22 protein-coding genes and 1 tRNA gene are annotated in these 25,189 nt (G+C 71.2%); 6 read left to right on the plus strand and 17 right to left on the minus strand.

What is annotated here, in order from left to right; genetic code table 11:
* Nucleotides 1–215: 215 nt before the first annotated feature.
* From BMZ82_RS28780 to BMZ82_RS28790, 3 genes are all read right to left on the minus strand, one after another.
* Nucleotides 216–2,150 carry a tetratricopeptide repeat protein gene (locus tag BMZ82_RS28780; RefSeq protein WP_093780323.1) on the minus strand — a complete coding sequence of 645 codons (1,935 nt, stop codon included), beginning with the start codon at nucleotides 2,148–2,150 and terminating at the stop codon, nucleotides 216–218.
* A 206-nt stretch (nucleotides 2,151–2,356) separates the two neighbouring features.
* A tRNA-Met gene (locus tag BMZ82_RS28785) sits at nucleotides 2,357–2,430 on the minus strand.
* 40 nt (nucleotides 2,431–2,470) lie between these two features.
* Nucleotides 2,471–5,473, minus strand: a complete 3,003-nt coding sequence (locus BMZ82_RS28790) for a UPF0182 family membrane protein (RefSeq protein WP_093780324.1) — start codon at nucleotides 5,471–5,473, stop codon at nucleotides 2,471–2,473.
* Nucleotides 5,474–5,637: 164 nt separating this feature from the next.
* Between BMZ82_RS28790 and BMZ82_RS28795 the strand changes: the two genes are divergently transcribed.
* Entirely contained in the window at nucleotides 5,638–6,180 is a 543-nt protein-coding gene (locus tag BMZ82_RS28795) for a PPA1309 family protein (RefSeq protein WP_256252164.1), read from the plus strand.
* A 24-nt stretch (nucleotides 6,181–6,204) separates the two neighbouring features.
* On the opposite strand, the gene BMZ82_RS28800 is transcribed toward BMZ82_RS28795, so the two are convergent.
* The 4 genes from BMZ82_RS28800 to BMZ82_RS28810 all read right to left on the minus strand — a co-directional run bounded on the left by BMZ82_RS28800 (nucleotide 6,205) and on the right by BMZ82_RS28810 (nucleotide 9,404).
* The gene (locus BMZ82_RS28800) at nucleotides 6,205–7,299 is read right to left on the minus strand and encodes a YlbL family protein (protein ID WP_093780326.1); all 1,095 of its coding nucleotides are present in this window, start codon (nucleotides 7,297–7,299) and stop codon (nucleotides 6,205–6,207) included.
* 54 nt (nucleotides 7,300–7,353) lie between these two features.
* Nucleotides 7,354–7,518, minus strand: a complete 165-nt coding sequence (locus BMZ82_RS40940; protein WP_177244702.1) for a hypothetical protein — start codon at nucleotides 7,516–7,518, stop codon at nucleotides 7,354–7,356.
* A 126-nt stretch (nucleotides 7,519–7,644) separates the two neighbouring features.
* Nucleotides 7,645–8,106, minus strand: coding sequence for a molybdenum cofactor biosynthesis protein MoaE (locus BMZ82_RS28805; protein ID WP_093780327.1), 462 nt, complete (start codon nucleotides 8,104–8,106; stop codon nucleotides 7,645–7,647).
* Between the two features lie 188 nt (nucleotides 8,107–8,294).
* Nucleotides 8,295–9,404 (minus strand): SDR family oxidoreductase, encoded by a 1,110-nt coding sequence (locus tag BMZ82_RS28810; protein ID WP_093780328.1) that lies wholly within the window; start codon nucleotides 9,402–9,404, stop codon nucleotides 8,295–8,297.
* A gap of 191 nt (nucleotides 9,405–9,595) precedes the next feature.
* Here BMZ82_RS28810 and BMZ82_RS28815 point away from each other — a divergent pair, with 191 nt between their 5' ends.
* Together BMZ82_RS28815 and BMZ82_RS28820 are read left to right on the plus strand one after the other, a co-directional pair.
* Nucleotides 9,596–11,074: a zinc-dependent metalloprotease gene (locus BMZ82_RS28815; protein ID WP_093780329.1), complete on the plus strand. Its 1,479-nt coding sequence runs from the start codon at nucleotides 9,596–9,598 to the stop codon at nucleotides 11,072–11,074.
* Nucleotides 11,071–11,586: an NUDIX hydrolase gene (locus BMZ82_RS28820; RefSeq protein ID WP_093780330.1), complete on the plus strand. Its 516-nt coding sequence runs from the start codon at nucleotides 11,071–11,073 to the stop codon at nucleotides 11,584–11,586. The genes BMZ82_RS28815 and BMZ82_RS28820 overlap by 4 nt, the downstream gene beginning before the upstream one ends.
* Nucleotides 11,587–11,646: 60 nt before the next feature.
* On the opposite strand, the gene BMZ82_RS28825 is transcribed toward BMZ82_RS28820, so the two are convergent.
* The 4 genes from BMZ82_RS28825 to BMZ82_RS28840 all read right to left on the minus strand — a co-directional run bounded on the left by BMZ82_RS28825 (nucleotide 11,647) and on the right by BMZ82_RS28840 (nucleotide 15,509).
* Nucleotides 11,647–12,402, minus strand: a complete 756-nt coding sequence (locus BMZ82_RS28825) for an AIM24 family protein (protein WP_093780331.1) — start codon at nucleotides 12,400–12,402, stop codon at nucleotides 11,647–11,649.
* Nucleotides 12,403–12,419: 17 nt separating this feature from the next.
* Nucleotides 12,420–13,100: an AIM24 family protein gene (locus BMZ82_RS28830; RefSeq protein WP_093780332.1), complete on the minus strand. Its 681-nt coding sequence runs from the start codon at nucleotides 13,098–13,100 to the stop codon at nucleotides 12,420–12,422.
* 11 nt (nucleotides 13,101–13,111) lie between these two features.
* Entirely contained in the window at nucleotides 13,112–14,767 is a 1,656-nt protein-coding gene (locus BMZ82_RS28835; protein ID WP_093780333.1) for a TerD family protein, read from the minus strand.
* 145 nt (nucleotides 14,768–14,912) lie between these two features.
* Nucleotides 14,913–15,509: a M48 metallopeptidase family protein gene (locus BMZ82_RS28840; protein ID WP_093780334.1), complete on the minus strand. Its 597-nt coding sequence runs from the start codon at nucleotides 15,507–15,509 to the stop codon at nucleotides 14,913–14,915.
* Nucleotides 15,510–15,771: 262 nt separating this feature from the next.
* On the opposite strand from BMZ82_RS28840, the gene BMZ82_RS28845 reads away from it, so the two are divergent.
* Complete coding sequence (locus tag BMZ82_RS28845) at nucleotides 15,772–16,986, plus strand: TOMM precursor leader peptide-binding protein (protein ID WP_093780335.1); 1,215 nt, start codon at nucleotides 15,772–15,774, stop codon at nucleotides 16,984–16,986.
* Nucleotides 16,979–18,376, plus strand: a complete 1,398-nt coding sequence (locus BMZ82_RS28850) for an ABC1 kinase family protein (protein ID WP_093780336.1) — start codon at nucleotides 16,979–16,981, stop codon at nucleotides 18,374–18,376. Before BMZ82_RS28845 ends, BMZ82_RS28850 begins: the two co-directional genes overlap by 8 nt.
* Before the next feature lie 186 nt (nucleotides 18,377–18,562).
* On the opposite strand, the gene BMZ82_RS28855 is transcribed toward BMZ82_RS28850, so the two are convergent.
* The 4 genes from BMZ82_RS28855 to BMZ82_RS28870 all read right to left on the minus strand — a co-directional run bounded on the left by BMZ82_RS28855 (nucleotide 18,563) and on the right by BMZ82_RS28870 (nucleotide 22,179).
* On the minus strand, nucleotides 18,563–18,889 hold the full coding sequence (locus tag BMZ82_RS28855; RefSeq protein WP_093780337.1) for a hypothetical protein: 327 nt from the start codon (nucleotides 18,887–18,889) through the stop codon (nucleotides 18,563–18,565).
* Nucleotides 18,886–19,254 (minus strand): WhiB family transcriptional regulator, encoded by a 369-nt coding sequence (locus tag BMZ82_RS28860; RefSeq protein ID WP_005480495.1) that lies wholly within the window; start codon nucleotides 19,252–19,254, stop codon nucleotides 18,886–18,888. The genes BMZ82_RS28855 and BMZ82_RS28860 overlap by 4 nt, the downstream gene beginning before the upstream one ends.
* Before the next feature lie 176 nt (nucleotides 19,255–19,430).
* On the minus strand, nucleotides 19,431–19,763 hold the full coding sequence (locus tag BMZ82_RS28865) for a hypothetical protein (RefSeq protein WP_177244703.1): 333 nt from the start codon (nucleotides 19,761–19,763) through the stop codon (nucleotides 19,431–19,433).
* 211 nt (nucleotides 19,764–19,974) lie between these two features.
* Complete coding sequence (locus BMZ82_RS28870; RefSeq protein ID WP_177244704.1) at nucleotides 19,975–22,179, minus strand: ATP-dependent DNA helicase UvrD2; 2,205 nt, start codon at nucleotides 22,177–22,179, stop codon at nucleotides 19,975–19,977.
* A gap of 195 nt (nucleotides 22,180–22,374) precedes the next feature.
* On the opposite strand from BMZ82_RS28870, the gene BMZ82_RS28875 reads away from it, so the two are divergent.
* A complete protein-coding gene (locus BMZ82_RS28875; protein ID WP_093780339.1) occupies nucleotides 22,375–22,617 on the plus strand; it encodes a mycoredoxin in 243 nt (80 codons plus the stop codon).
* Nucleotides 22,618–22,675: 58 nt separating this feature from the next.
* Here the strand turns inward: BMZ82_RS28875 and nudC are convergent, their stop codons facing one another.
* Both nudC and BMZ82_RS28885 read right to left on the minus strand, forming a co-directional pair.
* On the minus strand, nucleotides 22,676–23,620 hold the full coding sequence (gene nudC / locus BMZ82_RS28880; protein WP_093780340.1) for an NAD(+) diphosphatase: 945 nt from the start codon (nucleotides 23,618–23,620) through the stop codon (nucleotides 22,676–22,678).
* Nucleotides 23,621–23,775: 155 nt separating this feature from the next.
* The gene (locus BMZ82_RS28885) at nucleotides 23,776–25,188 is read right to left on the minus strand and encodes a dipeptidase (protein ID WP_093780341.1); all 1,413 of its coding nucleotides are present in this window, start codon (nucleotides 25,186–25,188) and stop codon (nucleotides 23,776–23,778) included.
* Nucleotide 25,189: the final 1 nt, after the last annotated feature.

Here is a 25,189-nt window from a genome sequence, read left to right on the forward strand (position 1 = left end):
CACCGAGACCGAACCAGACGCCCGAACTCTCCCGCAGCAATACCCACACCATGCCTGATCAGCGGAAACTCAACGACCACATCCGGAAAGACAACGGCTTCTAAGGGCCGACAGCGGGGGTCTGGGGGCGGCAGCCCCCAGACAGACGGGACTGCAACGCCCCCGAGCCCCCTCACCCCACAAACCACAACTCACCGCCAAAGCAAAGCGCAGCGTCACGCAGACAGCTCTTCCCGCAACGCGTCCCGCAACCGAGCCGCCCGCTCCGCAACCTCCCGCGGCCCGAGCGAAACCGCCCGATCCGCCCACCGCTGCCCCTCCGCCAGCTCCCCCCGACGCGCGTAAACAAGGGCCAGCCGCAACGCCGCCCGCCCATGCCCGGCGTCAGCCGCCCGCGTCCACCACACGGCGGCCTCCGGCTCACTCCCCTCCCGCGCGAGCAGCAGCCCAAGATTGAAGGCGCCGTTGCGCGACCCGGCCTCCGCGGCCGTCCGGTACCACCGCGCCGCCTCGACCACGTCCCCCCGCGCAGCGGCCAGCATCCCGACCCGCACCTGCGCCCGCCGATGCCCCTGCGTCGCTGCCCGCTCGTACCACTCCTCGCACTCGGTCTTCTCGTGCACGGTCTCCCCGAGCTCATGCGCGGGCTGCGGCGGCCGCCGCGCGTCGAGCACGGCCGCCAGCCGGTACGCGGCCTCCGCGCTCCCCCCGCCGGCCGAGCACCGCAGATGCCGCTCGGCCTCCTGCTCGTCCCCGTCCCGCAGCCGCGCGATGCCGACCTGCAGCGCCGCCTCGGTGTGCCCGGCGGCCGCCGCCCGCTCGTACCAGCGCAGCGCGACGCCCTCCTCGCCGCGCCCCGCGAACAGGATCCCGAGGTTGAAGGCGGCGTCGACGCTGCCCGCCTCCGCGGCCTTGGAGAACCACGGCTCAGCCCCGGCCGTGTCGCCGCCCTGGAGCAGCAGGATCGCGAGCGCGTTGGCCGCCTCCCGGTGCCCGGCGTAGGCCGCGCGCCGGTACCACTGCTCGGCCTGCGCGGTGCGCCCCTGCTCGGCGCAGAGCAGGGCGAGGTTGTACGCGCCGTTGTCGTCACCGGCGTCCATCGCGGCCCGGTACCACCGCTCGGCGGTCTGGGTCTGGCCCCGCTCAGCGTGCAGCGCGCCCAGCGCGTTCGCGGCGTTGCCGTCGCCGTCCTGTGCGGCCCGCAGCCACCAGATGGCGGCGTTCTCGGTGTCGCCGGCGTCGCGCAGCAGGAACCCGAGCGCGCAGGCGGCCCGCGCCTCGCCGTCCTTGGCGGACGTCAGGTACCAGCGCCCGGCCTCCTTCAGCTCGCCCCGCTTCTCGAGGATCGTCCCGAGGTGCAGCGCGGCCCGCCGGTGCCCGCGCGCGGCGGCCTGCCGGTACCACTGCTCGGCCTCCGCCCGCACAATGACACCGTTGTCATGTCCACGCCCGCTCGCGCCGCCCTCCGCGAGCGACCCCCCGAGCGCCTTGTGCCGCACACCCGACTTGTACTCGTTGCGCTCCTTGTACTCCCCGTACTCCTGCTGCTCGTCGAACTCCTTGTGATCGAGCGCACGGGCCAGCCGGTACGCCGCCTCCCGGTGCCCCCGCTCGGCGGCGGCCCGCATCCACTGCTCGGCCCCGGGGTCCGCACGGTGCTCCAGCAGGTCGGCGAGGGCATACGCGCCCAGCGCGTGCCCCTGCTCGGCGGCCTGGCGCAGCCAGTACTCGGCGGCCGGCTCGTCCCCGCACTCACGGCAGTGACGGCCCAGCGCGTGCGCGGCGGCGGCGGAACCGGCGACGGCGGCGACCCGCCACCACCCGGCCGCCTCGTCGGGGTAGCCGCGCTGATGCAGGAGGACACCCAGGTTGTTGGCGGCGGCCCGGTCGCCCTCGCCGGTGGCGGCACGCAGATGGGGTTCGGCTCCGTCGAGGTCGCCGCGGCGCAGCAGCATGGCCCCGAGGACGCTCATGGCCTCGGCGTCGCCGGCTTCCGCCGCGAGCCGCAGGCGCATCTCCTCGACGGCCTCCCCCGTCTCGACGGCGTCCGCCGTCTCGTCCCGGCTCTCGTCCGGGGTCGCTTCCTCACCGGAAGGCTGCACAAATCGCCCTGTCTCGAACAGAGTTGCCTTGTCCCCCATAACGTCCATCGTCGCACCACCCGCAACCCGGGTACACCTGGTATACCGCGGCCCGTAAGGTCACTTCAGCGTTTTGTCGACATGCCCACAGAGAGACAAGTCAAACACAGACGACCCAACTCCCCACAGCGGCACGGCCATCACTCTCGTCGGCACATGCGTTCGCACATCACGAAGGCCCGGATCCGTTTCCGGATCCGGGCCTTCGTTTTCAGTAGCGGGGACAGGATTTGAACCTGCGACCTCTGGGTTATGAGCCCAGCGAGCTACCGAGCTGCTCCACCCCGCGTCGTGTTCCACTACCGTACCACGACGCGGGGCGAACATGATCAGCCGCTGCTTGGACTGGGACTCGGACTGCCACTGGCCTTACCGCCAGAGCCACTTGTGGAGCCACTGGCAGGACTGCTCGCGGACCCGCCGCTCGGACTCGCCGAACTGCTCGGGCTCGGACTGCTGCTGGCCTTGGCGCCCTTGTCGGCCTCGGCCTGCGCTTCCTCGGCCCGCGTCAGCGCGGCTTCGAGATCCTTCTGCGCCTTGGCGTACGCGTCCCAGTCGGGCTTCTTCAGCGCCTCCTGGCCGGCCTCGAACGCCTTCTGGGCGTCGGCCAGCGCCTCCCGGACGGTCGGGTTGCTCGACGTCGGCGGTGGGGTGGTGGTGCCCTCGTCGGCCGGCGGCGGGGTCGTACTCTCCGCGCCGAAGACCTTGTTGAGGGCCTCGTCCAGGGTGTCCTCGAAGGCGGTGTTGCCGCCGTAGGTCACCAACACCTTCTTCAGCAGCGGGTACTTGAGCCCGCCACCGCGCACATAGACCGGCTCCACATAGAGCAGTCCGCCGTCGAGCGGCACCGTCAGCAGGTTGCCGTACTCGATGTCGGAGTCGCCGCCCTTCAGGAGCCTGATGGACTCGGCGATGTCCTGTTCGGAGTTGAACTGGCTCTGGACCTGTTTGGGTCCGTCGACGGTCGTGCTCGTCGGCAGTTTCAGCACTCTGATCTTGCCGTAGTCGGGTGTGCCCGCCTCGGAGTCGACCGCCATGAACGCACTGAGGTTGTCCCGCCCGTTGGGCGTGAACGTCGTCGTCAGCGAGAACGCCTGCGCCTTCTGGTCGGGCATCTTCATGCTCAGGTAGTACGGCGGCACCGCGTCACCCGACTTGTTGGACGGGTCGTCCGGCACCTGCCACACCTCGCTGCCGCTGAGGAACGTCGTGGCGTCCTTCACGTGGTAGCGGGTGAGCAGCTCGCGCTGGACCTTGAACAGGTCCTGCGGGTACCGGAGATGGGCCATCAGCGAGCCCGAGATGGACGACTTGGCCTTCACCGTGCCGGGGAACGCCTTCATCCAGGTCTTCAGGACCGGGTCCTTCGTGTCCCACTGGTAGAGCTTGACGTCGCCCGTGTACGCGTCGACGGTCGCCTTCACCGAGTTGCGGATGTAGTTGACCTGGTTCTGCTGGGCCACCACCGCGCGGTTGTCGTTCGTCGCCGTCAGCGAGTCGGCCGTCGTGTCACCGAGGGTCGTACGGGAGGCGTACGGGTAGCCGTTCGTCGTCGTGTACGCGTCGACGATCCACTGGATCTTGTGGTCGACCACGGCCGGGTAGGCGTCGCCGTCGATGGTCAGCCACGGGGCGACCGCCTCGACGCGCTCCTTGGGCGTGCGGTTGTACAGGATCCGCGAACCGTCGCCGATGGCGCCGGAGTAGAGGATCTGCGGCTCGCCGAACGCCACCGCGTACGCGGCCCGGTTGACCGGGTTGGCGAGGTTGACCCCGCTCTTGCCGGTGTAGCTGGTGGTCTTCTCCCCCGCGTCGTCGGAGTAGTCGATCTCCTTCTGGGGACCGCCGACGATCGAGTACGTGGTCGTCTTCTCCCCGTAGTAGACCCGCTGCTCGTACGTCCCGAGGTCGCCCACGGAGGGCAGGTTGGACTCGGTGAAGACCGGGCGGCCCTCGGCGTCGGAGGTGGTGCCCTTGGCGGCGACCACGCCGTAGCCGTGGGTGTAGCGGAAGTGGTTGTTGATCCAGTTCTGCTTGTCCACGCCCGCGAGGTTCAGCTCGCGCAGACCGATGACGGTGTCCTCGTCGGTGCCCTTCACGTTGTAGCGGTCCACGTCCAGGTTGGTCGGGAACGCGTAGTACTTCCGCATCTGCTGGAGCTGCTGGAAGGTCGGGGAGACGATGTTCGGGTCCAGGACGCGGATGCTCGCGGTGGCGTCGACGTCGTCGCGCAGCGTCGCCTTGTCCTTGGTGGTGCTGGTGCCCGAGTACTCGGTGACCTGCGCGCCGTCGATGCCGTACGCCTCGCGCGTCGCCTTGAGGTTCTTCTCGACGTACGGGGCTTCCTTGGCCTGCTCGTTCGGCTGGACCTGGAACTTCTGGACGATCGCCGGGTACAGCCCGCCGATGAGGATCGCCGAGAGCACCATCAGGCCGAAGCCGATCACGGGCAGTTGCCAGGTGCGCCGCCACAGGGTGGCGAAGAACAGCAGCGCGCAGATGACGGCGATGCAGAACAGGATCGTCTTGGCCGGCAGGTAGGCGTTGGCGTCGACGTACCGCAGGCCGGTCCAGTTGTCCGTGGCCTTGAAGTCGCTGGACTTCACCGCCAGGCCGTAACGGTCGAGCCAGTAGGCGACCGCTTTCAGCGTGACGAAGACGCCCAGCAGCACCGACAGGTGGCCGGTGGCCGCGGCGGTGGCGCGCGCGCCCGGGCTGGTGACGCGCAGCCCGCCGTACAGGTAGTGGGTGAGCGCGGCGGCGATCAGGGAGAGGATCGTGGCGGCGAAGCCGAAGCCGAGCAGGAACCGGTACCAGGGCAGGTCGAAGGCGAAGAACGACACGTCGAGGTGGAACTGCGGGTCCTTCTGTCCGAAGGACACGCCGTTGACCCACATCAGCCAGGTCCGCCACTGGCCGGCCGCCGAGGCGCCGGCGATGAGGCCGACCAGGGCGGTGATGCCGAGCAGCAGCCAGGTCTTGTACGGCGCGATGCCCATGCGGTAGCGGTCGAGGCTCTGCTGCTCGACCGACATCGCGCTCAGCGGCGGTCGCAGCCGGTGGGCCAGCCAGATGTTGAAACCGACCGCGAGGGCCATCAGCAGGCCGAAGACGAAGAACAGCCCGATCTTGGTCCACAGCGTGGTGGTGAAGACCGAGGAGTACTTCACGGAGCGGTACCAGAGCCAGTCCGTCCAGAACCCGGCGAACATGGTGAACGCCATGCCGAGAACGGCAAGGACGCCCAGCGTCATGAGCAGGGTGCGGACGCGCCGGGACGGGCGGCCCACTCTGATCCGCGGCCCCGTGGGGCCTCCGCCGCGGTCCGGCATCTGGAAAGCCAAGGTGCGCACCTCGAAAGTCGCTGTTGATCCGTCAGGCCCGCGTGTTCGTGGACCGTTCGTGGCCCCCCGTGATCGCGGGCCCACACCTATGCAACTTACTCACGGTTTACTCGGTTCCCGATTCCGGCGAGGAACGAGAGAGGATTGTGACCATGTCCAACACTCCCATGGCGGCGAGCCCGCTCACCCGGGCCGTACTCGAGATCGACGAGTACGCCTCCGGCCTCGGCTGGGACCAGCCCGCCCGCCTTTTCGCCCTCGTAGACACCGCTCGGCTGCGCTCTCAGGAACCGTCGCTCGCCAACCAGCTCGGCCTTCAGGACGAGCCCGAGACCACCGGTCTCACCCCGATCGAGCAGGACGAAGTGCCAACGGACAAGCCGCTCGACGAGTTCCTGGCCACGATCGCCTGGCCCGCCGCGGTGGTCGGCTGCGCCCTCACCGTGGAGCGTCTGATGCTGCCGCCGTCCGCCGAGGCCCAGGTCCCGCAGGGCCTGAGCGGGGCGAAGCTCACGAAGTGGGTCGCGGCCCATCCCGACCGTCAGGAGGTGCGGATGACGGTCGGCGTCCTGCGCGACGGCACCCGCGACTCGGCCGTGCGCCTGCGCGAGAAGGACGCGTCGACGGAGGTCCTCACGGGCGCGGGCCTGGTGCCGGGCCTGGCGGAGGCGCTGTCGGCGACGTTCGCGGAGTAGCTCTCCGGAACTGCTCGGCCGCTGCTACTTGGCCGTGCACTTGGGCAGGTCGGCGGTGTCGCCGCCGCGGATGTCCTTGAGGGCGGTGAGGGCGTCGTCGATGGTGTTCACCTTGACGAGCCTGAGCCCCGAGGGGGTGTCCTTGGCGGCGGCCGCGCAGTTGTCGGCGGGCGTCAGGAAGTACTGGGCACCCTGGCTGCGCGCGCCGACGGTCTTCAGCTCGATGCCGCCGATCGGCCCGACCTTGCCGGCGTCGTCGATGGTCCCGGTGCCGGCGACGAACTTGCCGCCGGTGAGGTTGCCGGGGGTGAGCTTGTCGTAGATGCCGAGCGAGAACATCAGACCGGCGCTGGGCCCGCCGACGTCGGCGAGCTTGATGTCGATGGTGAACGGGAAGGTGTGGTCGGTCCCGGCCGAGATCCCGACGATGGCCCGCTTCGTACCGGTGTCGTCGGAGCTGGCGGTGGTGATGGTGACGTCCTGGGTCTTCGTCGCCGTCTTGTGCGCCTTGTCGGCGGCCGCCTGCTCCTTCGCGGGGATGATGCGGAAGACGACCTTCTCGCCCGCCTTGTGCTTGGTCACCAGCTTCGCGACGTCGCCCGGCTCCTTCACCACGGTGCCGTCCACGGCCTTGATCACGTCACCGGCGTGCAGCCTGCCCTCCGCCGGGGACCCCTTCACGACGGTGGAGACGATCACCCAGGACGTCACCGGGATGTCCAGCTCCTTCAGGGCGGCGACCTTGGCGCTCTCCTGGGACTGGCTGAACTCCTCGGCGTTCTCCTGGGTGGACTGCTCCTCGGTCTTGCCGTCCGGGTACAGCGTGTCGTGCGGCACGACCTTGTTGTCGTGCGCGAGCCACCCGTAGACGGCCTCGACGAGGTTCATCCGGTAGTCGGCGCTGGTCACGCGCACGGTCGTCATGTTCAGGTGGCCGCTGGTCGCGTAGGTCCTGCGCCCGGCGATCTGCAGCACGGGCTCGCCGTCGTGGTCGCCGAGCGTGTTCACCGTCGGCCCCGGGGACATCTCCGCGTACGGCACGGGGATGAGTACTCCCGCGCACAGGAGCGCGATCAGCATCAGGGTGGAGGCGAGCATCGTCGCGGTGCGGCGTGGCATGACTCGACAGTACGTGACGCTTCTGTCGGCGCACCGTCAGGGCTGCCGACCGGGTCACGTACGCGAGTGGGGCTTCTCCATGGCCGCCCGGAAGCGGGCGTATCCGTCCAGTTCGGGGCCGTCGCTGCGGGCCTTGCGGGTCCGGTTGGCCCACCCGCCCCACACCCCGGCACCGATCGCGGCGACCAGCGGAATCAACAGCCAGGCGAGCGCCGCCATGCCGACCTCCCAACCCCTACGAACCACCACAACCGACTGATCAGCAGATTAACCATCCGCAGGGACAACGCTCACGGCAGGGGCCCGGTTACGCAACCGGACGGGTGGTCGCGGGGCGTGGCGGACTCAGCAGGCCCCGACCCACTCCTCGGTGCCGTCGGAGAACTTCTGGTGCTTCCAGATGGGCACTTCGTGCTTGAGGTCGTCGATCAGCTTCCGGCAGGCCTCGAAGGCCTCCCCGCGGTGCGGACACGACACGGCGACGACGACGGCCAGGTCACCGACCCTGAGATCGCCGACCCGGTGCACCGCGGCCAGCGCCCGCACCGGGTACTCGGCGACGACCTTCTCCGCGATCCGCCGCATCTCCGCCTCGGCACTGGGATGGCAGGAGTACCCGAGCGCGTCGACGTCGGCGCCCCCGTCGTGATTGCGCACGGTCCCCACGAACAACGCCGTCCCACCGGCCGCGTCGTCCCCGACGGCCTTGAAGACCTCGTCCAGGGAGAGCGGGGTGTCCCGAACACCGATCAGCTTGATGGGCTCCCGCGCGGCCTGCTCACCGGGATGTTCGTGGATGACTGCCATACCCCCAGAGTATCTTTCGGCCCGTCCGGCGCTTAAGGACGAGGCCCTATTAGGGGCCGACAGCGGGTCCGGGGGCGCAGCCCCCAGGGATGAACGCAGCCCCCAGGGATGGGCGCAGCCCCCAGGGATGGGAACGGGTCGTGGGGCGGGGGCGAGAAAACCCCGCCCCACGACCCGCACCCCCAAGCTCACCGCCGCCGAGCCTTCCGAGCCCGCCGCACCACAGCGGCCGCACCCAGCAGAGCGACCGTCGCCCCCGCAGCCCCCGCAGCCGTCGCGTCCTTCCGCCCCAGCCGCCGCCCGACGACCGTGTGCCGCCCGGACACCTCCGCCAGCAGCTCCGCGAGCACCTCCTCGTTGGTCCACTGCGGCCGCCACCCCGCGTCGTGCAGCCGGCTCCCGCTCACCACCCAGGGGTACATCGTGTACGCCAGGTCGCCCGCCGGGGACGGCGTCAGCCCGATCCGGTGCAACCGCGCGGCAGCGCCCAGCGCGACCGCCGACGGCAGCTCCATCCGCCGGATCCCGCTGAGCTCCTCGACCTCCTCCTGCTCCAGCCAGCCGTCGCAGCCGACGGCGAGTTCCCCGTCGACCTTCTCCAGGACGGCGTACTCCAGGGCGTTCACCAGGTCCTCGACGTGGCAGAACTGCCAGGCCGGCCGCGACCCGGCGACGACCAGCAGCCGCGGCGACTCGAAGTACCGCGTGAGCGCCGTGTCCGTGCCTCCGACCAGCACCGCGGGCCGCACCACGGTGACGTTGAGCCCCGGATGCGCCCGGGGCGCGCGCCGGGCGAGCCGTTCGATCTCCAGGAGGTCGCCGACGCCGGTCGCCTCCGCCGTCGCGCGCAGCTCGGCGTCCTCCGCGAGCGGCAGCTCGTTGTCCTCCAGCGCTCCGTAGACCATCGCGGAGGTGCACAGCACGACGCGGTGCACCCCGGCCGCCGCGGCAGCCGTGAGCACGGTCTGCGTACCGCGCACGTTGTAGGCCGTCCGGGCGGCGGCGTCACTCCCCAGGTCGAGGTCGAGCGCGAGGTGGACGACGACGTCCGCGCCGCGCAGCTTCTCGGCGATCGCCGGGTCGCGGACGTCGAGGATGTGCCACTGCGCCGCGTCGCACTCGCCCCGCCGCTCGTCGATGGCGACGACCTGCTTGACCTCCTCGGACGCGGCGAGCCGCTCGGCGAGCAGCGCGCCGACCCCGGTGGCGGCGCCCGTCACGGCGACCACGGGCCCACGCCCGCCGCCCGGGGTTGATTGGTTTCGCGCTGCGCGAACCTGCGGATCTGGGGAACTCACCAGGTGTCTCCAGCGGTTGTCTTGGCATACGGGCGCGAGTGACGCGTACGTACCAGTGGCATCCATCCTGCCGCAGGCCAGGAGTCGGCGAAGCACCGAGGCCCGATCGAGCCGGGGTGTCTACGCTGGGTGGTGTTGCAGGGCAGTCGCCGCCGGCCGATAACCGGTGGCCTTACCAGCCGAGGAACCCCGTGAGTGACACCCCATTCGGATTCGGCCTTCCGCCGGAGGAGCCGGAAGACGGCGACGAAGGCAAGAAGAAGGACCCGCAGAGCGGCGGTGGTCAGGGACCGGCCAACCCGTTCGGTTTCGGCGGGCTGCCCGGTGCCGGAGGCTTCGGCGTCCCGGGCGGTCCGGGCGCCGACAATCCGCTCGCCGCGATGTTCGGCTCGCTGAACCCCAACGACCTGGGGGCCGCGTTCCAGCAGCTCGGCCAGATGCTCTCCTACGAGGGCGGCCCGGTGAACTGGGACATGGCCAAGCAGATCGCCCGCCAAACGGTCTCCCAGGGCACCTCCGACGGCACGAAGGACGCGAGCGTCGGCCCCTCCGACCGCACCGCGGTCGAGGACGCCGTCCGCCTGGCCGACCTGTGGCTGGACGACGCGACATCCCTGCCGTCCGGTGCCGGCTCGGCCGTGGCGTGGTCCCGCGCGGAGTGGGTCGAGGCGACCCTGCCCGCGTGGAAGGAGCTCGTCGACCCGGTCGCCGAGCGCGTCGGCGCGGCGATGGGCGATGTCCTGCCGGAGGAGATGCAGGCCATGGCCGGCCCGCTGATCGGCATGATGCGCTCCATGGGCGGCGCGATGTTCGGCTCGCAGATCGGGCAGGCCGTGGGCGTGCTCGCGGGCGAGGTCGTCGGCTCGACCGACATCGGCCTGCCGCTCGGCCCGGCCGGGCGTGCCGCGCTGCTGCCGGTGAACATCGAGGCGTTCGGCAAGGACCTGGGCGTGGCGAAGGACGAGGTGCGGCTGTACCTCGCGCTGCGCGAGGCCGCCCACCAGCGCCTGTTCGCGCACGTGCCGTGGCTGCGCTCGCACCTGTTCGGCGCGGTCGAGGGCTACGCGCGCGGGATCAAGGTCGACACGGCCAAGCTGGAGGACGTGGTCGGTCAGTTCGACCCGCAGAACCCGGAGCAGTTGCAGGACGCGCTGCAGCAGGGCATGTTCCAGCCGGAGGACACCCCGGAGCAGAAGGCCGCCCTGGCCCGTCTGGAGACGGCTCTGGCGCTCGTCGAGGGCTGGGTGGACGCGGTGGTGCACGCGGCCGCGAAGCCCCGCCTGACGTCCGCGGACGCCCTGCGCGAGACGCTGCGCCGGCGCCGCGCGACGGGCGGTCCGGCGGAGCAGACGTTCGCGACGCTGATCGGTCTGGAGCTGCGCCCGCGCCGCCTGCGCGACGCGTCCCGCCTGTGGGCCTCGCTGACGGACGCGCGCGGGGTCGACGGCCGGGACGCCTTGTGGGCCCACCCGGACATGCTGCCCACGGCCTCCGACCTGGACGATCCGGACGGCTTCGTGCACCGCGAGCACATGGACTTCTCCGAGCTGGACAAGATGCTCGGCGAGGCGGCGAGCGGCGGCTTCGAGGAGAAGCCGAACCTGAAGAAGGACGGCGACGCGACCGACAAGGCCGACGGGACCGACTCCAAGGGCGACGACACCGAGTGAGCCTGTACGACGACACGGTCCTCGTCCTGAAGGGGTACGAGGGCCAGGAAGAGCTGCGCCAGACCTACCTGGACCATCTCGGGGCGCATCCGGACGGCATGTGGAAGGCCTGCGGGGCCGGGCACGTCACGGCGAGCGCGCTGGTGATCGACCCGGAGCACGGGCGCGTGCTGCTCACGCTCCACAAGAAGCTGCGCATGTGGCTGCAGATGGGCGGCCACTGCGAGCCGGTCGACGCGACGCTGGCGGCCGCCGCCCTGCGGGAGGGGACCGAGGAGTCGGGCGTCCCGGGCCTGTCGCTGCTCCCCGGCGGCCCGGTCCGCCTGGACCGGCATCACACGCCGTGCGCCTGGCACTACGACGTGCAGTACGCGGCGCTCGCGCCGGCCGGGGCCGTGGAGGCCATCAGCGACGAGTCCCTGGACCTGCGCTGGTTCCCGTACGCCGAGGTGGCGAAGGTCGCCGACGAGTCGGTCGTACGGCTGCTGGAGGCGACCCGCGCGCGGCTGTGAGCCGGAACAGGTAAGGGGCGACCTCTGGGCGGCCGCCCCTTACGTTTGTTTTCCGGACGGTCAGCTCCAGACGTTGCCCTGGTTCTGCCCGCGCACCCCCTGCTGGCCCATGCCGTACTGGGCGGCCAGACCGGAGCCGATCTGGGCGTTCTGCGGCGGCAGCAGCTCACTGGGCTGGACGAGCGCGTAGCCGCTGCCCATGAAGCTGAGCTCCCAGCCCTCGCCGGTGTTGCCGCGCCGCCGCCACACCCCGGAGGAGTGCGTCTGGGCCTGCATCTGCACCCGCAGCCCGGTGGACCAGGCGACGATCGCGTCGGCGTCGCAGTTGACGTACTTGTCGGGCGTGACCTGCATCATCAGGGGCGCGCCCGAGGTCATCAGGGCGACCTTGCCGCGGCCGGTGATGTTGAGCTGGTACTTCCCGGAGCCGGAGATGCCGTAGAGGCTGTCGACGGCGATGACCTCGTGGTGCAGCGAGGAGTCCATGGCCAGCACGTAGCTGCTGTCCACGGTCAGCCCGTCCTGCTCGACCTCCATCACGTGGACGTGCTGGGCGAGGTTGGCGAGGTAGACGGTGCCCTGCCCGTGGCAGCGCATGAGGTCCAGTCCCTCGCCGGTGTGCGCACGCGCGCGTCCCTGCTGGTTGTTCTGGTACTCGGCGTCGAACTCCATCAGGCCCTGGTAGGCGACCATCGTGCCCTTGCGGGCGAGGATGTCGTCGTGGCCCTCCAGGGTGACGCGGAGCATCTGCTTGTTCTGCAGGCTCCAGCGTTCCTGGGTCTGCGAGTCGTTGTGCGCGAAAAGTGAGCTCTGCATGGCGTTCTGGCTCCCCCTCAGCCCCGGACCCGAAGGCGGTCCGTGCTGTCCTCGCTTGGCTGGACGACGACGATGCCCTGGCCGGAGAAGGCCATCTGGAAGGCCTCGCCGCTGCCCCGGCCGATGAGCGACTGCGCCTTGAAGCTGCGCTTGCCCTTGACCTTGAGGTTCGGCGACCAGGCGACGAGCGCGTCGGGGTCGACGTAGGTCTCGTCCTCACCGCCGCCGCAGTCGACGACGATCGGCTTGCCCCGGGAGGTCAGCGCGACCCAGCCCTGCCCGGAGATCTTGGTGTTCCACAGGCCCTGGCCGGCGAACTTCGCGAGCCCCTTGACGCGCTCGACGCCCCAGGTGAGGTGCGCGTCGAAGGCGAGCAGGTTGGTGGCGTTGACGGAGATGCCGTCGCCGTTGAGGTTGATCACGACGACGTTGGCGCCGTAGTCGGCGAGGTAGAGCAGGCCGTCACCGGTGCACTTCATGAGGGGCGCGCCCTCGCCGGTCATCCAGTCGCGCGCGATCTGGCGCACGGCCGGCGGGTTGGGCTCGTACTGGACGAAGCCCTCGTAGGCGACCATCGAGCCCACGCGCGCGAAGAGGTCGTTCCCGGTCTGCATGGCGACCTTCAGCATGTGGTTGCCGTGGTTCTCCATGCGCGCGGTGACGGGTGCGGGGGCATAGCCCGCGAGCGGCTGGTTCATGACGGGCTCCCTCAGACCTCGTACGGCTGGACGACGATGAAGTTGCCGGGGGCGCCCCGGAACTGGAGGTTGACGCTCTCGCCGGTGTCGCCGGGGTAGGCGTTGCGGCGCATCCGCACCTGGCTGGAGACGACCACCTGGGAGGCGGCCGACCAGGCGACGACGGCGTTGCAGTCGGCGAACGTGGTGGGCGTGACGGGCAGGACGACGGGCGTGCCGTGCGTCTTCACGACGATCGTGCCGGTGCCCTGGAACTGCATGGTGAACAGCGCGCCCCCGGGGATGCCGTGGCCTTCGATGCGGCGGACCTCGTACTGGAGGCTCTCGTCGAAGGCGAGGACGTTCTCGGCGGAGACGCAGATCGCGTCGCCCTGGAGCTCGACGGGGTGCAGGTGGGTGGAGTTGTCAGCGAGGAACACCTGTCCCTGGCCGGTGCAGCGCATGAGCTGCATCTCCTGCCCGGTCGCGTTGCCGACGATCCGGCCGGCGAACCCGGCGCCCTTGTAGCTGAAGTCGACCTTGCCCTGGTAGAGCACCATGCTGCCCTGCCGGGCGAGCACGGGCTGGCCGCCCATGCCGAGGTCCACGCGGATCAGCTTCTTGTTCTGCTGCGTCCAGCGCTGCCCGGTGGGCGTCTCCTTGAACTGCTGGAGCGCGGCGGCCACCCCGGCGCCGCCCTGGGGCGCGCCCTGCGGGACGCCGTAGGCCTGCTGGCCCGGGACCTGCCCGAACGGCGGCTGCTGACCGTAACCGGGCGGCGGCTGCGGGGCGTGGGGCTGCTGGCCGTAGCCGGGCGGCATGGACGCGGCCGGCGCGTGGCCCTGGCCGTACGGCTGCTGCTGGTGCGGCTGTCCGTAGGGGGCCGGTGCCGGGGCGGGGGGCGGGACCTGGCCGCCGCCGGGCACGGTCAGGGGCGCGACGATGGTCGGCGCGGCGTGCATTGAGGGCGCGGGCGCCGGGGCGGGCGGCGGGGTCGCGCCGGGCGGGGGCGCGAAGCCCTGTGCGGCGGGCTGCGGCTGCGGTGCGGGGGCCGGAACGGGGGCCGGGGCCGGTGCGGACGGCGCGCCGAAGGCGGGCGGGGCGAAGCCGGGAGCGGCGGCGCCGGCCTGCGGCTGCTGCGGGGCCGCGGGGGCCTCCTCCTCGGCGACCTCGCCGCCGAAGTTCTTCAGCAGCGCCTCCAGGCCGCCGTCGAAGCCCTGTCCGACGGCCGCGAACCGCCACACGTCCTTCAGGTAGAAGTCGCCCAGCATCACGGCCCGCTCGGTGGTGAACTCCGATCCGCTGAACGCGTAGCGGGCCACTTCCTCGCCGCCCGCGACGATGCGCAGGTAGCCGGGGCCGATCTGCGACATCTGCCCGGCGCCGTCGAGGGTCGCCGTGAACGACAGCTTGTGGATCTGCGGCGGGATCCGGTCGAGGGTGATGCGGAAGGACTCCGTGTCGCCCGCCTGGGCACCCAGGAGCTGGATGGACTCCTCCGGCGACTTCGGCTGGTTGAAGAAGACGAAGTACCTGTCGTCCGAGAGCCGCTCGTCGGCGTCGAGGCCGAAGCAACTGATGTCGAAGGTCAGGCCGGGACCGGCGATCTGCACGCCTACGTACAGATCGGTGCCCGCGGTGAGGTCACTGATCCTGGCCTTGTGGCCGCGTTGGAATTCCCTGGGCATGCGTAACGACCGTCCCCCATCCCGATGTGTGAGTGCGTCGCGTCAGGCTAACGGCAAAGTCGGACAACGCACGATGTCGGTACAGACCCGGTACACAACCCGCGTCACGCGCTGTCGGACGGCTTCACTCCGCGCGCGCCGCAGGTCACTCCCCGCGCGCGTCGGGCGGGTGGGGCAGCCGTTCGGCCGCGACGACACCCTCCAGGTAGCCGCGGGCGCGCTCGGTGCGCGGGTACGCCTCCAGCAGCCGCCAGAAGTCGGGGCCGTGGCCGGGCACGAGCAGATGCGCGAGCTCGTGGGCGAGGACGTAGTCGATGACGTACTCGGGCATGCCCTTGAGGCGGTGCGACAGCCGGATGCTGCCCTCGGCGGGGGTGCACGAGCCCCATCGGGTGTTCTGGTTGGTCACCCAACGGACCGAGGTGGGCCGGGCCCGGCCTCCGAAGCACTGGGCCGACAGCCGCTCGGCGCGCTCGGCCAACTCGGCGTCGCCGGGCACCCGCCGGCTCTCCTGGGCGGCGAGTCTGTCGAGCATGACGGTCACCCAGCGTTGCTCCTCCGCCTCGGACATCCGGGCAGGGATGAGCACGATGGTGCGATCGCCCTCGCGGTACGCGGAGACCGTCCGACGTCGACGGGCGCTTCTGCGGACCTCGATCGCGCTCGCCCCCGAGCCGCTCGGCGGCTGGCTCGTCATGCTGCGCTGTGGCTTTCCGGCGCGGTGCAGGGGGTCGGCGGGCACGCCCCGACGTTACCCGCTGCACCTGGGGGAAGTCCCGACTCCGGGGCGGTTCGCTTCCGATCTCTCCGGTGACGTTTGCCTCGTACGACGGATTTGTACGACGAATGCCCGCGCCTGTGGACAACTTTCCGCACGCTCGAGCGGGTCCGGGCATGCTGGCACTCGTCGGCGCAGCGACGGGCATGGAGCAAGGACGGCCCACGCCTCCGCTCCGCCGACGTGACGGGGAGTTTCCAGGCATACGGGCGTACGGGGGCCTTTGATGCATCCGATGATGAAGCCCGCGCTGCGGCGCGGCTGGCGTGACCTCAACACCGTGCAGTTCGGAATGACTCCGGCGCACGCGCTGACGCTCGGCCCGGTGGACCTGGCGACGGGCAGTTTCCTCGACCTGCTGGACGGCACCCGCGGGCTTCCGCTGCTGCGCGAGGAGGGCCGCCGCATGGACCTGCCCGACGGCCACGTCGACCGGCTGGTGGCGCGGCTGGCGCGGGCCGGGCTGCTCGACGACGCGCGCGGCGGCGGGCCGGAGGCCACGGCCCTGCGGGAGAAGAAGGAGGTCCTGGACCGGCTGCGCCCCGACCTCGCCGCGCTGTCTCTGGGCACGTCGGAACCGGGCGACGCGATCGAGCGCCTGACCGCCCGTCGCCGGCTGCGGGTCCAGGTGCGCGGCGCGGGCCGGGTCGGCGTGGTGCTGGCGGCGCTGCTGTCGGGGGCGGGGATCGGCGAGGTGACCGTGCAGGACGGCGGCCTGGTGGAGCCGGAGGACGTCGCGCCGGGCGGCCTGCCCGCCGAGGCGGTCGGCGAGCGTCGGTCCGAGGCGGCCCGCCGCGCGGTGCGCCGGGCCGCCCCGGACCGCCCGCCCCGCAGGAACACCAGGTCACCGGCCGAGCCGGACACCCCCGGCTACGCCCTGGTGATCCTCGCCCCACGGGACGACGTGTCCGTGCACGCGCCCGCCCCTTCGGCGGCGGAGCCCCTCATCGCCTCGGGCACACCGCACCTCTATACCGGGGTCGTGGAGGGTACGGGCATCGTCGGGCCCCTCGTGCTGCCGGGGGAGACGGGCTGCGCCGGTTGTCTGCAGGAGGCGCGCACCGACCGGGACCCGGCCTGGCCGCGACTGGTCGCCCAGTGGCACTCCGGGAGGAAGCGCGCGGTACGCGCCTGCGATCTGACGCTGGCCACGACGGTCGCCGGCCTGGCGGCCGCCCACGCGCTCACCTTCCTCGACGGCCGGACCCCGTCGAGCGCGGGCGCCCGCTGGGAGGTCTCCGTCCCCGCCCTCCAGTGGCGCGCGTGTCCGGTACCACCCCATTCCGCATGCCCGTGCGGGGCCGCGGAGAAAGGTAAGCGGGAACACACACCCGAGGACGAGGCATCGCACGCGACAATGGCAGAGCAACGGCATTCGACGGAGTTACGCCGTACGACGGACACGGCGCGGCTGGCTGGCACCTGGAGGGCGCATGTCTGATCTTCCCCGGAAGGCGGTTACCCGAACCGCCAAGCTCGCCGCGCTACCGCTCGGCTTCGCCGGGCGGGCGACCTGGGGACTGGGCAAGCGGATCGTGGGCGAGTCCGCGGAGATCGTCGGCCGCGAGTTGCAGCAGCGCACCGCCGAGCAGCTCTTCAAGGTGCTGGGCGAGCTGAAGGGGGGTGCGATGAAGTTCGGGCAGGCCCTGTCCGTCTTCGAGTCGGCCCTCCCCGAGGAGGTCGCCGGCCCCTACCGCGCGGCCCTCACCAAACTGCAGGACGCCGCGCCGCCGATGCCGACCCTCACGATGCACTCCGTGCTCGCGGACCGCCTCGGCGAGGACTGGCCCGAGCTCTTCCTCGAGTTCGACGACAAGCCGGCCGCGGCGGCCTCGATCGGCCAGGTGCACCGAGCGGTGTGGCACGACGGCCGGGAGGTCGCGGTCAAGGTCCAGTACCCCGGGGCCGGCGAGGCCCTGCTGTCCGACCTGAACCAACTAAGCCGCTTCGCCCGCCTGTTGGGCCCGCTCATCCCGGGCATGGACGTCAAACCACTGATCTCCGAGCTGCGGGACCGGGTCTCCGAGGAGCTCGACTACAGCCTGGAGGCGCAGGCCCAGCAGGCCCACGCGGAGGAGTTCGCCGACGATCCCGACGTGGTGGTCCCGGCGGTGGTCCACCAGTGCGACCAGGTACTGATCACCGAGTGGATGGACGGCGTGCCCATGTCCGAGGTGATCTCGGACGGCACTCCCGAACAGCGCGACCGCGCAGGGCAACTGCTCTCCCGTTTCCTCTTCTCCGGCCCCGCCCGCACCGGCCTGCTGCACGCCGACCCGCACCCCGGCAACTTCCGCCTCCTGCCCGGCGGACCGGACGGCGAGGACGACTGGCGCCTGGGCGTCCTGGACTTCGGCACGGTGGACCGGCTCGCGGGCGGCCTGCCGGATCCGATCGGCCGATCCCTGCGCATGACCCTGGACGGTGACGCGGAGTCGGTCTATGACCTCCTTTGTACGGAGGGTTTCGTCAAGGACTCCATAGCGCTGGATCCCGACGCGGTCCTCGACTACCTCCTGCCGATCATCGAGCCGGCCGCGGTGGAGGAGTTCACGTTCACCCGTGGCTGGATGCGCAGCCAGGCGGCCCGGATCGCCGACCCCCGCTCCCCCGCCCATCAACTGGGCAAGCAGCTCAACCTTCCCCCGGCCTATCTGCTGATACACCGGGTGACGCTGAGCACGATCGGCGTGCTGTGCCAGCTCGGCGCGACGGTTCGGCTGCGCGAGGAACTGGAGGAGTGGCTGCCCGGGTTCCTTCCGGAAGACGTCCTGGAAGCCCTGGAGGCCCTGGATGCCTTGGACGCGGAGGGATCGGTGGCGGAGGCGTGAGATGCGCCCCCGCCATGCCTCTTCTGTGACGGCGCTTCTGTGACGCCCCTCACCTTCGAGGCGATCGCGCCGCAGCGGTGGATTGCCCGTCCAACGCACGGCGGGGGCCGGTCCGTTCGGACGGACCGGCCCCCGAGGAGAGCTTCGCCTCCCCTGTCGGGAGGCCACCGCTTCAGGTGTGGGTGATTACTGCATCACGGCGATGGCGAGCGCCCGGCGGGCGCGCATCGAGGCGCGCTCGGCCCGGCGCTGCATCCGGCGAGCGGTCGCCAGGCGCACGGCCCGGCTCTCCCGCTCGGCCTCGTGCAGTCGGTCGTGCATATGCGCACGAGCCAGGGCTTCTGGGATGAGTTGCATCTCGCGTGTCCTGTTCTGACGCGAGTCGTACGCGCCGGTGGTGGTGAGGTCTTCGGTCGCGGAGCCTGCGGGCTCGCTGGTGAACGGCTTCATCGGGGCCTGCTTCTTGGGGTCTTGCGTGAGGGGGCGGTCGATCGTTCCTGCGGTGGTGTTCATGCCGTGACCGGGTTCTTGCGCGGGCGACCACGCGGCCGCTTCCGGGCGACGACGACACCCTGGACGAACAGCTCGCCGCCCCAGACGCCCCACGGCTCGCGCCGCTCCTTGGCGCCGGCGAGACAGGCCTCCATCAGCGGGCAGGTGCGGCAGAGGGACTTGGCGTACTCGACGTCCGCCGGCGACTCGGCGAAGAAGACCTCCGGGTCGTAGGAACGGCAGGGGACGGGCACGCCGAGGTTCTCGATGGCGTCGTCGAGCGCGGTGAGCGCCGTGAGCGGGGTCAAGGTGGAGTCCTCCGTGAGGCCGGGCGGGGGGATCGTTTCGGAAGGCGGTACGGACGGGGCGTGCGCTTCGAGTTGCACGGTTCGTCTTCCTCGTCTGTCGGTCCGGTCCTGTAGGACCGGGTGTCGGCTGGGTACCGGGTTCTTTTGTTGTCCCGAGGCCCCTTCGCTCCGTCGTCCCCGTTCGAGGACAAACAGAAGGGCCGCGGATCCCGGGTGGGGTTCCGCGGCCCTGAAGGCGCCTGCCTGATCATCGATCAGGCTGGATCGCTCCAGGGTTCTGGCCCACGGAAGGCCCACATCAGGTGATGCTGCGTCGTCTGCTTCCCGGATTCGGCACCGGCTCCCGCAGAGGCATAGGCGATCTGCGCCTGCGTCTCTACTGCTTCCAGTGCCTTGGTCGGTCGCTCATTGCGCTCGCGGCTGGGAAGACCCGCGGGGGCAACGGAAGAGAACGCCGGCCGGTCGGCACGAATGCCGGACAGACCGGTGCCCAGGACCGAGGCGCCGAGCACGCATGTGGAGACGACAGAGCGATCGTTCAGTTTGGCGGTGAAGCCGGTGGTGAAGCTGGTGTTGGTGATGATCACTGGAATCGCCTCCTCTCGGCGTCTCGGGGGACCGGGGGTGAACCCAGTCCGACGGATATGCAAGTACAGCACGGAATCAGGGCCTTCGAGAAGGCCGCCGTCCCCGTGTCTAAGAACCTATGGGGATTGCCGGGGCATGCGCAAACTATTTTTCCGACGAGTTCGGATCAGTTCCCCGCCCGTCCCCCGCCCACCCCCCGTCCGCCCCTCCTCAGTCGCTCTCGTCGTCCCCTGCGACCTCTTGGCCTGCGCAGATGGCCAGGACGTCGGCTCCGTAACGGTTGAGCTTGCGCACTCCGACCCCCGGGATCCGCGCGAGCTCGCCCTCCTCCTCGGGGACGGTCTCGGCGATCGCCATCAGCGTCTTGTCGGTGAAGACGCAGAACGCCGGCTGGCCGCCTCGCGTCGCCTGGAGGGCCCGCCAGTCCCGCAGCCGCTCGTAGAGCCCCTCGTCCATGTCGGAGGGGCAGTCCTCGCAGCGCATCAGCTTCATCTCGCCGGCGTCGGTCAGGGTGCGCCCGCAGACCCGGCAGCGGGCGGGGGTGCGCTGGATCCGGCGCGGCACGGTGGGCGCGCCCACGGCAGTGCCGGTGAAGCCGCGCTCGATGCCGCCGGTTCCCACCGCGCCGCCACGACCGGCGGCGGTGCCCGAACCGGGACGCAGGCCGTCGAGGAAGCGGCTGGGGCGGCGGCTCGGGCGGCCGCCGGGTGAGCGGGCCAGCGCCCAGGAGACGTGCAGGCGCTCACGGGCGCGGGTGACGCCGACGTAGAGCAGGCGGCGCTCCTCCTCGACCTGTTCGTCGGTCTTGGCGTAGCTGATCGGCATCATGCCCTCGGCGACGCCGACCAGGAAGACGACGTCCCACTCCAGGCCCTTGGCCGAGTGCAGGGAGGCCAGGGTGACGCCCTGGACGGTCGGGGCGTGCTGGGCGCCCGCCCGCTCGTCGAGCTCGGCGACCAGGTCGGCGAGTGTGGCTCCCGGCTGGGCGGCGGCGAAGTCCTGGGCGAGGCCGACCAGCGCGGCGAGCGATTCCCAGCGTTCTCTGACGGCTCCGGAACCGGCCGGCGGCTGGGGCGTCCAGCCCTCGCCCGAGAGGACGGCACGCACCTGGGAGGGCAGGTCGACGGCGTCCTCGAGGAGGGTGTCGTTGCCGCCGAAGCGGGCCGCGCCGCGCAGGGCGACACCGGCCTTGCGCACCTCGGGGCGGTCGAAGAAGCGCTCGGCGCCGCGCAGTTGGTACGGGATGCCGAGGTCGGCCAGGGCCTGTTCGTAGGTCTCGGACTGTGCGTTGGTGCGGAACAGGACGGCGATCTCGGCGGCCGGGACACCGGCGGCGAGGAGCTCGCGGATGCGGCGGGCCGCGCCCTCGGCCTCGGCGGGCTCGTCGGGGTAGTCGGTGTAGCCGGGCTCGGGTCCCGGGTCGCGCTGGGAGACCAGCTCCAGGCGGTGGTCGGCGGCGCGGCCGCGGGCCTGGGAGAGCAGGCCGTTGGCGAGGTGGACGACCTGAGGGGTGGAGCGGTAGTCGCGGACCAGCTTGACGACCGTGGCTCCGGGGTGGCGGGTGCGGAAGTCGAGGAGGTGGTCGGGGGTGGCTCCGGTGAAGGAGTAGATCGTCTGGCTGGCGTCGCCGACCACGCACAGGTCGTCCCGGTCGCCGAGCCACAGCTCGAGCAGGCGCTGCTGGAGGGGGCTGACGTCCTGGTACTCGTCGACCACGAAGTGCTGGTACTGGGCGCGGACCTGCTCGGCGATGTCGTGGCGGTCCTGGAGGACGGCGACGGTCAGCAGCAGGACGTCCTCGAAGTCGATGACTCCGCGGTCGCGTTTGAGGTCCTCGTAGGCGCCGTAGAGCTGGGCGAGCTCGGCGGGGTCCCGGGGGATGTCGCGGCCGGCCTTGGCGGCGGCCAGGGCGTAGTCGGCGGGGACGGTCTGGGTGACCTTGGACCACTCGATCTCCGCGGTGGCGTCCCGCAGCTCGCCGCGGTCGAGGCGGATGCGGCAGGCGACGGCCGCGTCGGCGACGAGCTGGATCTTCCGGTCGACGAGCCGGGGCAGGGCGCCACCGATCGCTTTCGGCCAGAAGTACTGGAGTTGGCGCAGGGCCGCGGAGTGGAAGGTGCGGGCCTGGACGCCCTGGGCGCCGAGTTGGCGGAGCCGGCCCCGCATCTCTCCGGCGGCGCGGTTGGTGAAGGTGACGGCGAGCACGCTGGAGGGGTGCAGGATGCCGGCCCGCACGCCGTAGGCGATGCGGTGGGTGATGGCCCGCGTCTTGCCCGTGCCGGCTCCTGCCAGCACGCACACCGGACCGCGCAGGGCGGTCGCCACCTCGCGCTGCTCGGGGTCGAGCCCTTCGAGCACCGCGTCGGCCGAGTCCGGTACCTGCGGGAAGAGGGAGGAGTGCGTTGCTGCTGTCACACGGCCATGCTGCCAGGTCGGTGGAGACGGACGGGCCGGTTGTCCACAGGCGGGGCCTCGCAGTCGTACTAATGCGGCGAGCGTCACCCTCGGCCGCCCGACCCCACACCGCCGGACGGGAATGGCGACCCTCTCACGTACGTTCACCCCCTGCGACCACCTGTTCGCCCGACCCTCCGAAGGAGCACGAGAGACATGCTGGGCACTGTGACGATGTACAGCACCACGTGGTGCGGCTACTGCCAGCGGCTGAAGAAGCAGCTCGACCGCGAGGGCATCGCGTACACCGAGATCAACATCGAGCATGACCCGAAGTCCGCGGATTTCGTGGAAAAGGCGAATGGCGGAAACCAGACGGTGCCTACCGTGCTGTTCCCCGACGGTTCGACGCTGACGAACCCGTCGCTCGCGCAGGTGAAGCAGAAGATCGGCGTGTGATCGTAGTGGTGAGGGCGGCCTCCGGGGTGTTGGGGGCCGCCCTTTGTCGCGCCGTGGGTCAGATGAAGGTGCGGGTCGGGAGTGGTTTGCCGTACCAGAGTTCGATCAGGCGGGCCGCGATGGAGATGCCGTAGGGGGGCAGTACCTCGCCGGACTCGAAGGCGGTGCCGAGGTCGTCGCGGGAGAACCAGCGGGCTTCGTGGATCTCGTCGCCGTCGACGTTGATGTCGGTGGAGGTGGCGTGGGCCATGAAGCCCAGCATGAGGCTGGACGGGAACGGCCAGGGCTGGCTGGCGATGTACTCGACCTCGCCGACGGTGATGCCGGCCTCCTCGAAGACTTCGCGGCGCACGGACTGCTCGATGGACTCGCCGGGCTCGACGAAACCGGCGAGGGTCGAGAAGCGGCCCTCGGGCCAGTGGACCTGGCGGCCGAGGAGGATGCGGTCCTCCTCGTCCGTGACGGCCATGATCACCGCGGGGTCGGTGCGCGGGTAGTGCTCGGCGCCGCAGGCGGGGCAGCGGCGGATGTGGCCGGCTGCGGCGATCACCGTGCGCTCGCCGCAGCGGGAGCAGAAGCGGTGCAGGCGCTGCCAGTTCTCCAGGGCGACGGCGTGCACCATGAGGCCCGTGTCGCGCGGCGACAGCAGCAGGCCGGCCTCGCGCAGACCGGCCGGGCGCGCGGCCTGGTCGATGCGGCCGGGCAGCGCGTCCTTCTGGAGGGCGAAGTAGCTGACGCCGTCCTCGTCGGTCCCCAGGAAGTAGCGGTGTGCCTCGGTGAGGGGCGCCTCGAACGACGGGGTCATGACGATTTCGGTGCTGCCGTCGGGCGTCTCGTCGATGAGGACCTGGCCGCCGGAGACGACGAAGCAACGCGTCGTGGGGTGGCTCCACGCCGCGGCGAGCCAGGCCTCGTCGAGCCGGTGGTGGGCGGCCCGGTCGATGCCGCTCGGCGCGGTGAGCGAAATGGGTCGATCGGCGTTCTGGTCGGTCCTGGTGGTCACGGGTACTTCCAACTCCCCCGGTGGAACGGTTGTTTCTGCGGGCGGTTCAGCGGGACGTACGGCAGGGGACGGCCGGGTCCGGTGCGGGGTCGCGATGCGGGGCTGGCCGTGCCGTGTGCCCCGCGCGCGGGTCCCCTCCGGACCGAGCGGGGGCCTCAGGGCGCATGACGCCAGTTCTCGGCGAGGTCGCCCCAGAGGTACGCGGTGGTCTCGACGCCCTTGAGGAGGAGGTCCAGCTCGACTTTCTCGTTCGGCGCGTGCCAGCCGTCCGAGGGCACGGAGATGCCCAGGAAGAGCACCGGAGCGCCGAGGACCTCCTGGAGGTCGGCGGCGGGTCCCGAGCCGCCCTCGCGGGTGAAGCGGACGGGTCCCTCGAAGGCGCGGCCCATGGCGCGGACCACGGACTGCAGGGCCGGGTGGTCCAGCGGGGTCAGGCACGGGCGCGTGGCCGGGCTGAACGCGATCTCACAGCCGATCCCGGCGGGCACCTGCTCGGCGGCCCAGGCGCGGACGGCCTTCTCGATGTGCTCCGGGTCCTGGCCTGCGACCAGCCGGAACGACAGCTTCACAAAGGCCGACGACGGGATGATCGTCTTGCTGCCGGGGCCCTGGTAGCCGCCGCCGATGCCGTTGACCTCGGCGGTGGGGCGGGCCCAGACGCGCTCCAGGGTGGTGTGTCCGGCCTCGCCGTGGGTGGCGTGCGACCGCGCGGTGCGCAGCCACTCGTCCTCGTCGAAGGGCAGTTCGGCGAAGAGCTCGCGCTCGCGGTCGGTGAGCTCGACGATGCCGTCGTAGAAGCCGGGGACGGCCACGCGCGCGTGGTCGTCGTGCAGGGCGGCGACGAGGCGGGCGGCCGCGGTCGCCGGGTTGGGCACGGCGCCGCCGAAGGAGCCCGAGTGGATGTCGTGGTCGGGGCCGGACAGCCGGATCTCGCACTCGGTGAGGCCGCGCATGCCGGTGCACACCGTGGGGGTGTCCGCGGACCACATGCCGGTGTCGGAGACGATCACGGCGTCCGCGGCGAGCCGCCCGGCCTGCTCCTCGACCAGGGCTCGGAAGTTCGGCGAGCTGGACTCCTCCTCGCCCTCGATCAGCAGCTTGAGGTTGACGGCCGGGGCGGTGCGGCCGGTGGCGGCGAGGTGGGCGCGGACGCCGAGGGTGTGGAAGAAGACCTGGCCCTTGTCGTCGGCCGCCCCGCGCGCGTAGAGGCGGTTCTCGTGGACGACGGGCTCGAAGGGGTCGGTGTCCCAGCCGTCCTCGAGGGCGGCGGGCTGCACGTCGTGGTGGCCGTAGACCAGGACGGTGGGGGCCTGCGGATCGCCGGCGGGCCACTCGGCGTAGACGGCCGGCGCTCCCGGTGTCTGCCAGACCTCGACGGTCGGGAAGCCGGTCTCCTTCAGCTTGGCGGCGAGCCAGTCCGCGCTGCGCCGTACGTCGGGGGCGTGGTCGGGCTGCGCCGACACCGACGGGATGCGCAGCCACTCGGCGAGGTCGTCGAGGAAGGCCGCGCGGTGCTGCTCGATGTACGTGCGGACGGCGCTGACGGCACTGTCAACGGGATGGCTCATG

This window comes from Streptomyces sp. yr375 (assembly GCF_900110755.1).
GTDB lineage: Bacteria > Actinomycetota > Actinomycetes > Streptomycetales > Streptomycetaceae > Streptomyces.

Bases quoted from the DNA above. Each gene is read 5' to 3' on its own strand.
- BMZ82_RS28830 (WP_093780332.1), bottom strand. From the start codon at position 13,100: ATGAACCAGCCGCTCGCGGGCTATGCCCCCGCACCCGTCACCGCGCGC.
- BMZ82_RS40940 (WP_177244702.1), bottom strand. From the start codon at position 7,518: ATGGCGGCGCTCGCCTGGCTGTTGATTCCGCTGGTCGCCGCGATCGGT.
- BMZ82_RS28885 (WP_093780341.1), bottom strand. From the start codon at position 25,188: ATGAGCCATCCCGTTGACAGTGCCGTCAGCGCCGTCCGCACGTACATC.
- BMZ82_RS28855 (WP_093780337.1), bottom strand. From the start codon at position 18,889: ATGAACACCACCGCAGGAACGATCGACCGCCCCCTCACGCAAGACCCC.
- BMZ82_RS28825 (WP_093780331.1), bottom strand. From the start codon at position 12,402: ATGCAGAGCTCACTTTTCGCGCACAACGACTCGCAGACCCAGGAACGC.
- BMZ82_RS28845 (WP_093780335.1), top strand. From the start codon at position 15,772: ATGCATCCGATGATGAAGCCCGCGCTGCGGCGCGGCTGGCGTGACCTC.
- BMZ82_RS28875 (WP_093780339.1), top strand. From the start codon at position 22,375: ATGCTGGGCACTGTGACGATGTACAGCACCACGTGGTGCGGCTACTGC.
- BMZ82_RS28800 (WP_093780326.1), bottom strand. From the start codon at position 7,299: ATGCCACGCCGCACCGCGACGATGCTCGCCTCCACCCTGATGCTGATC.
- BMZ82_RS28790 (WP_093780324.1), bottom strand. From the start codon at position 5,473: ATGCCGGACCGCGGCGGAGGCCCCACGGGGCCGCGGATCAGAGTGGGC.
- BMZ82_RS28780 (WP_093780323.1), bottom strand. From the start codon at position 2,150: ATGGACGTTATGGGGGACAAGGCAACTCTGTTCGAGACAGGGCGATTT.
- BMZ82_RS28805 (WP_093780327.1), bottom strand. From the start codon at position 8,106: ATGGCAGTCATCCACGAACATCCCGGTGAGCAGGCCGCGCGGGAGCCC.
- BMZ82_RS28835 (WP_093780333.1), bottom strand. From the start codon at position 14,767: ATGCCCAGGGAATTCCAACGCGGCCACAAGGCCAGGATCAGTGACCTC.
- BMZ82_RS28850 (WP_093780336.1), top strand. From the start codon at position 16,979: ATGTCTGATCTTCCCCGGAAGGCGGTTACCCGAACCGCCAAGCTCGCC.
- BMZ82_RS28795 (WP_256252164.1), top strand. From the start codon at position 5,638: ATGTCCAACACTCCCATGGCGGCGAGCCCGCTCACCCGGGCCGTACTC.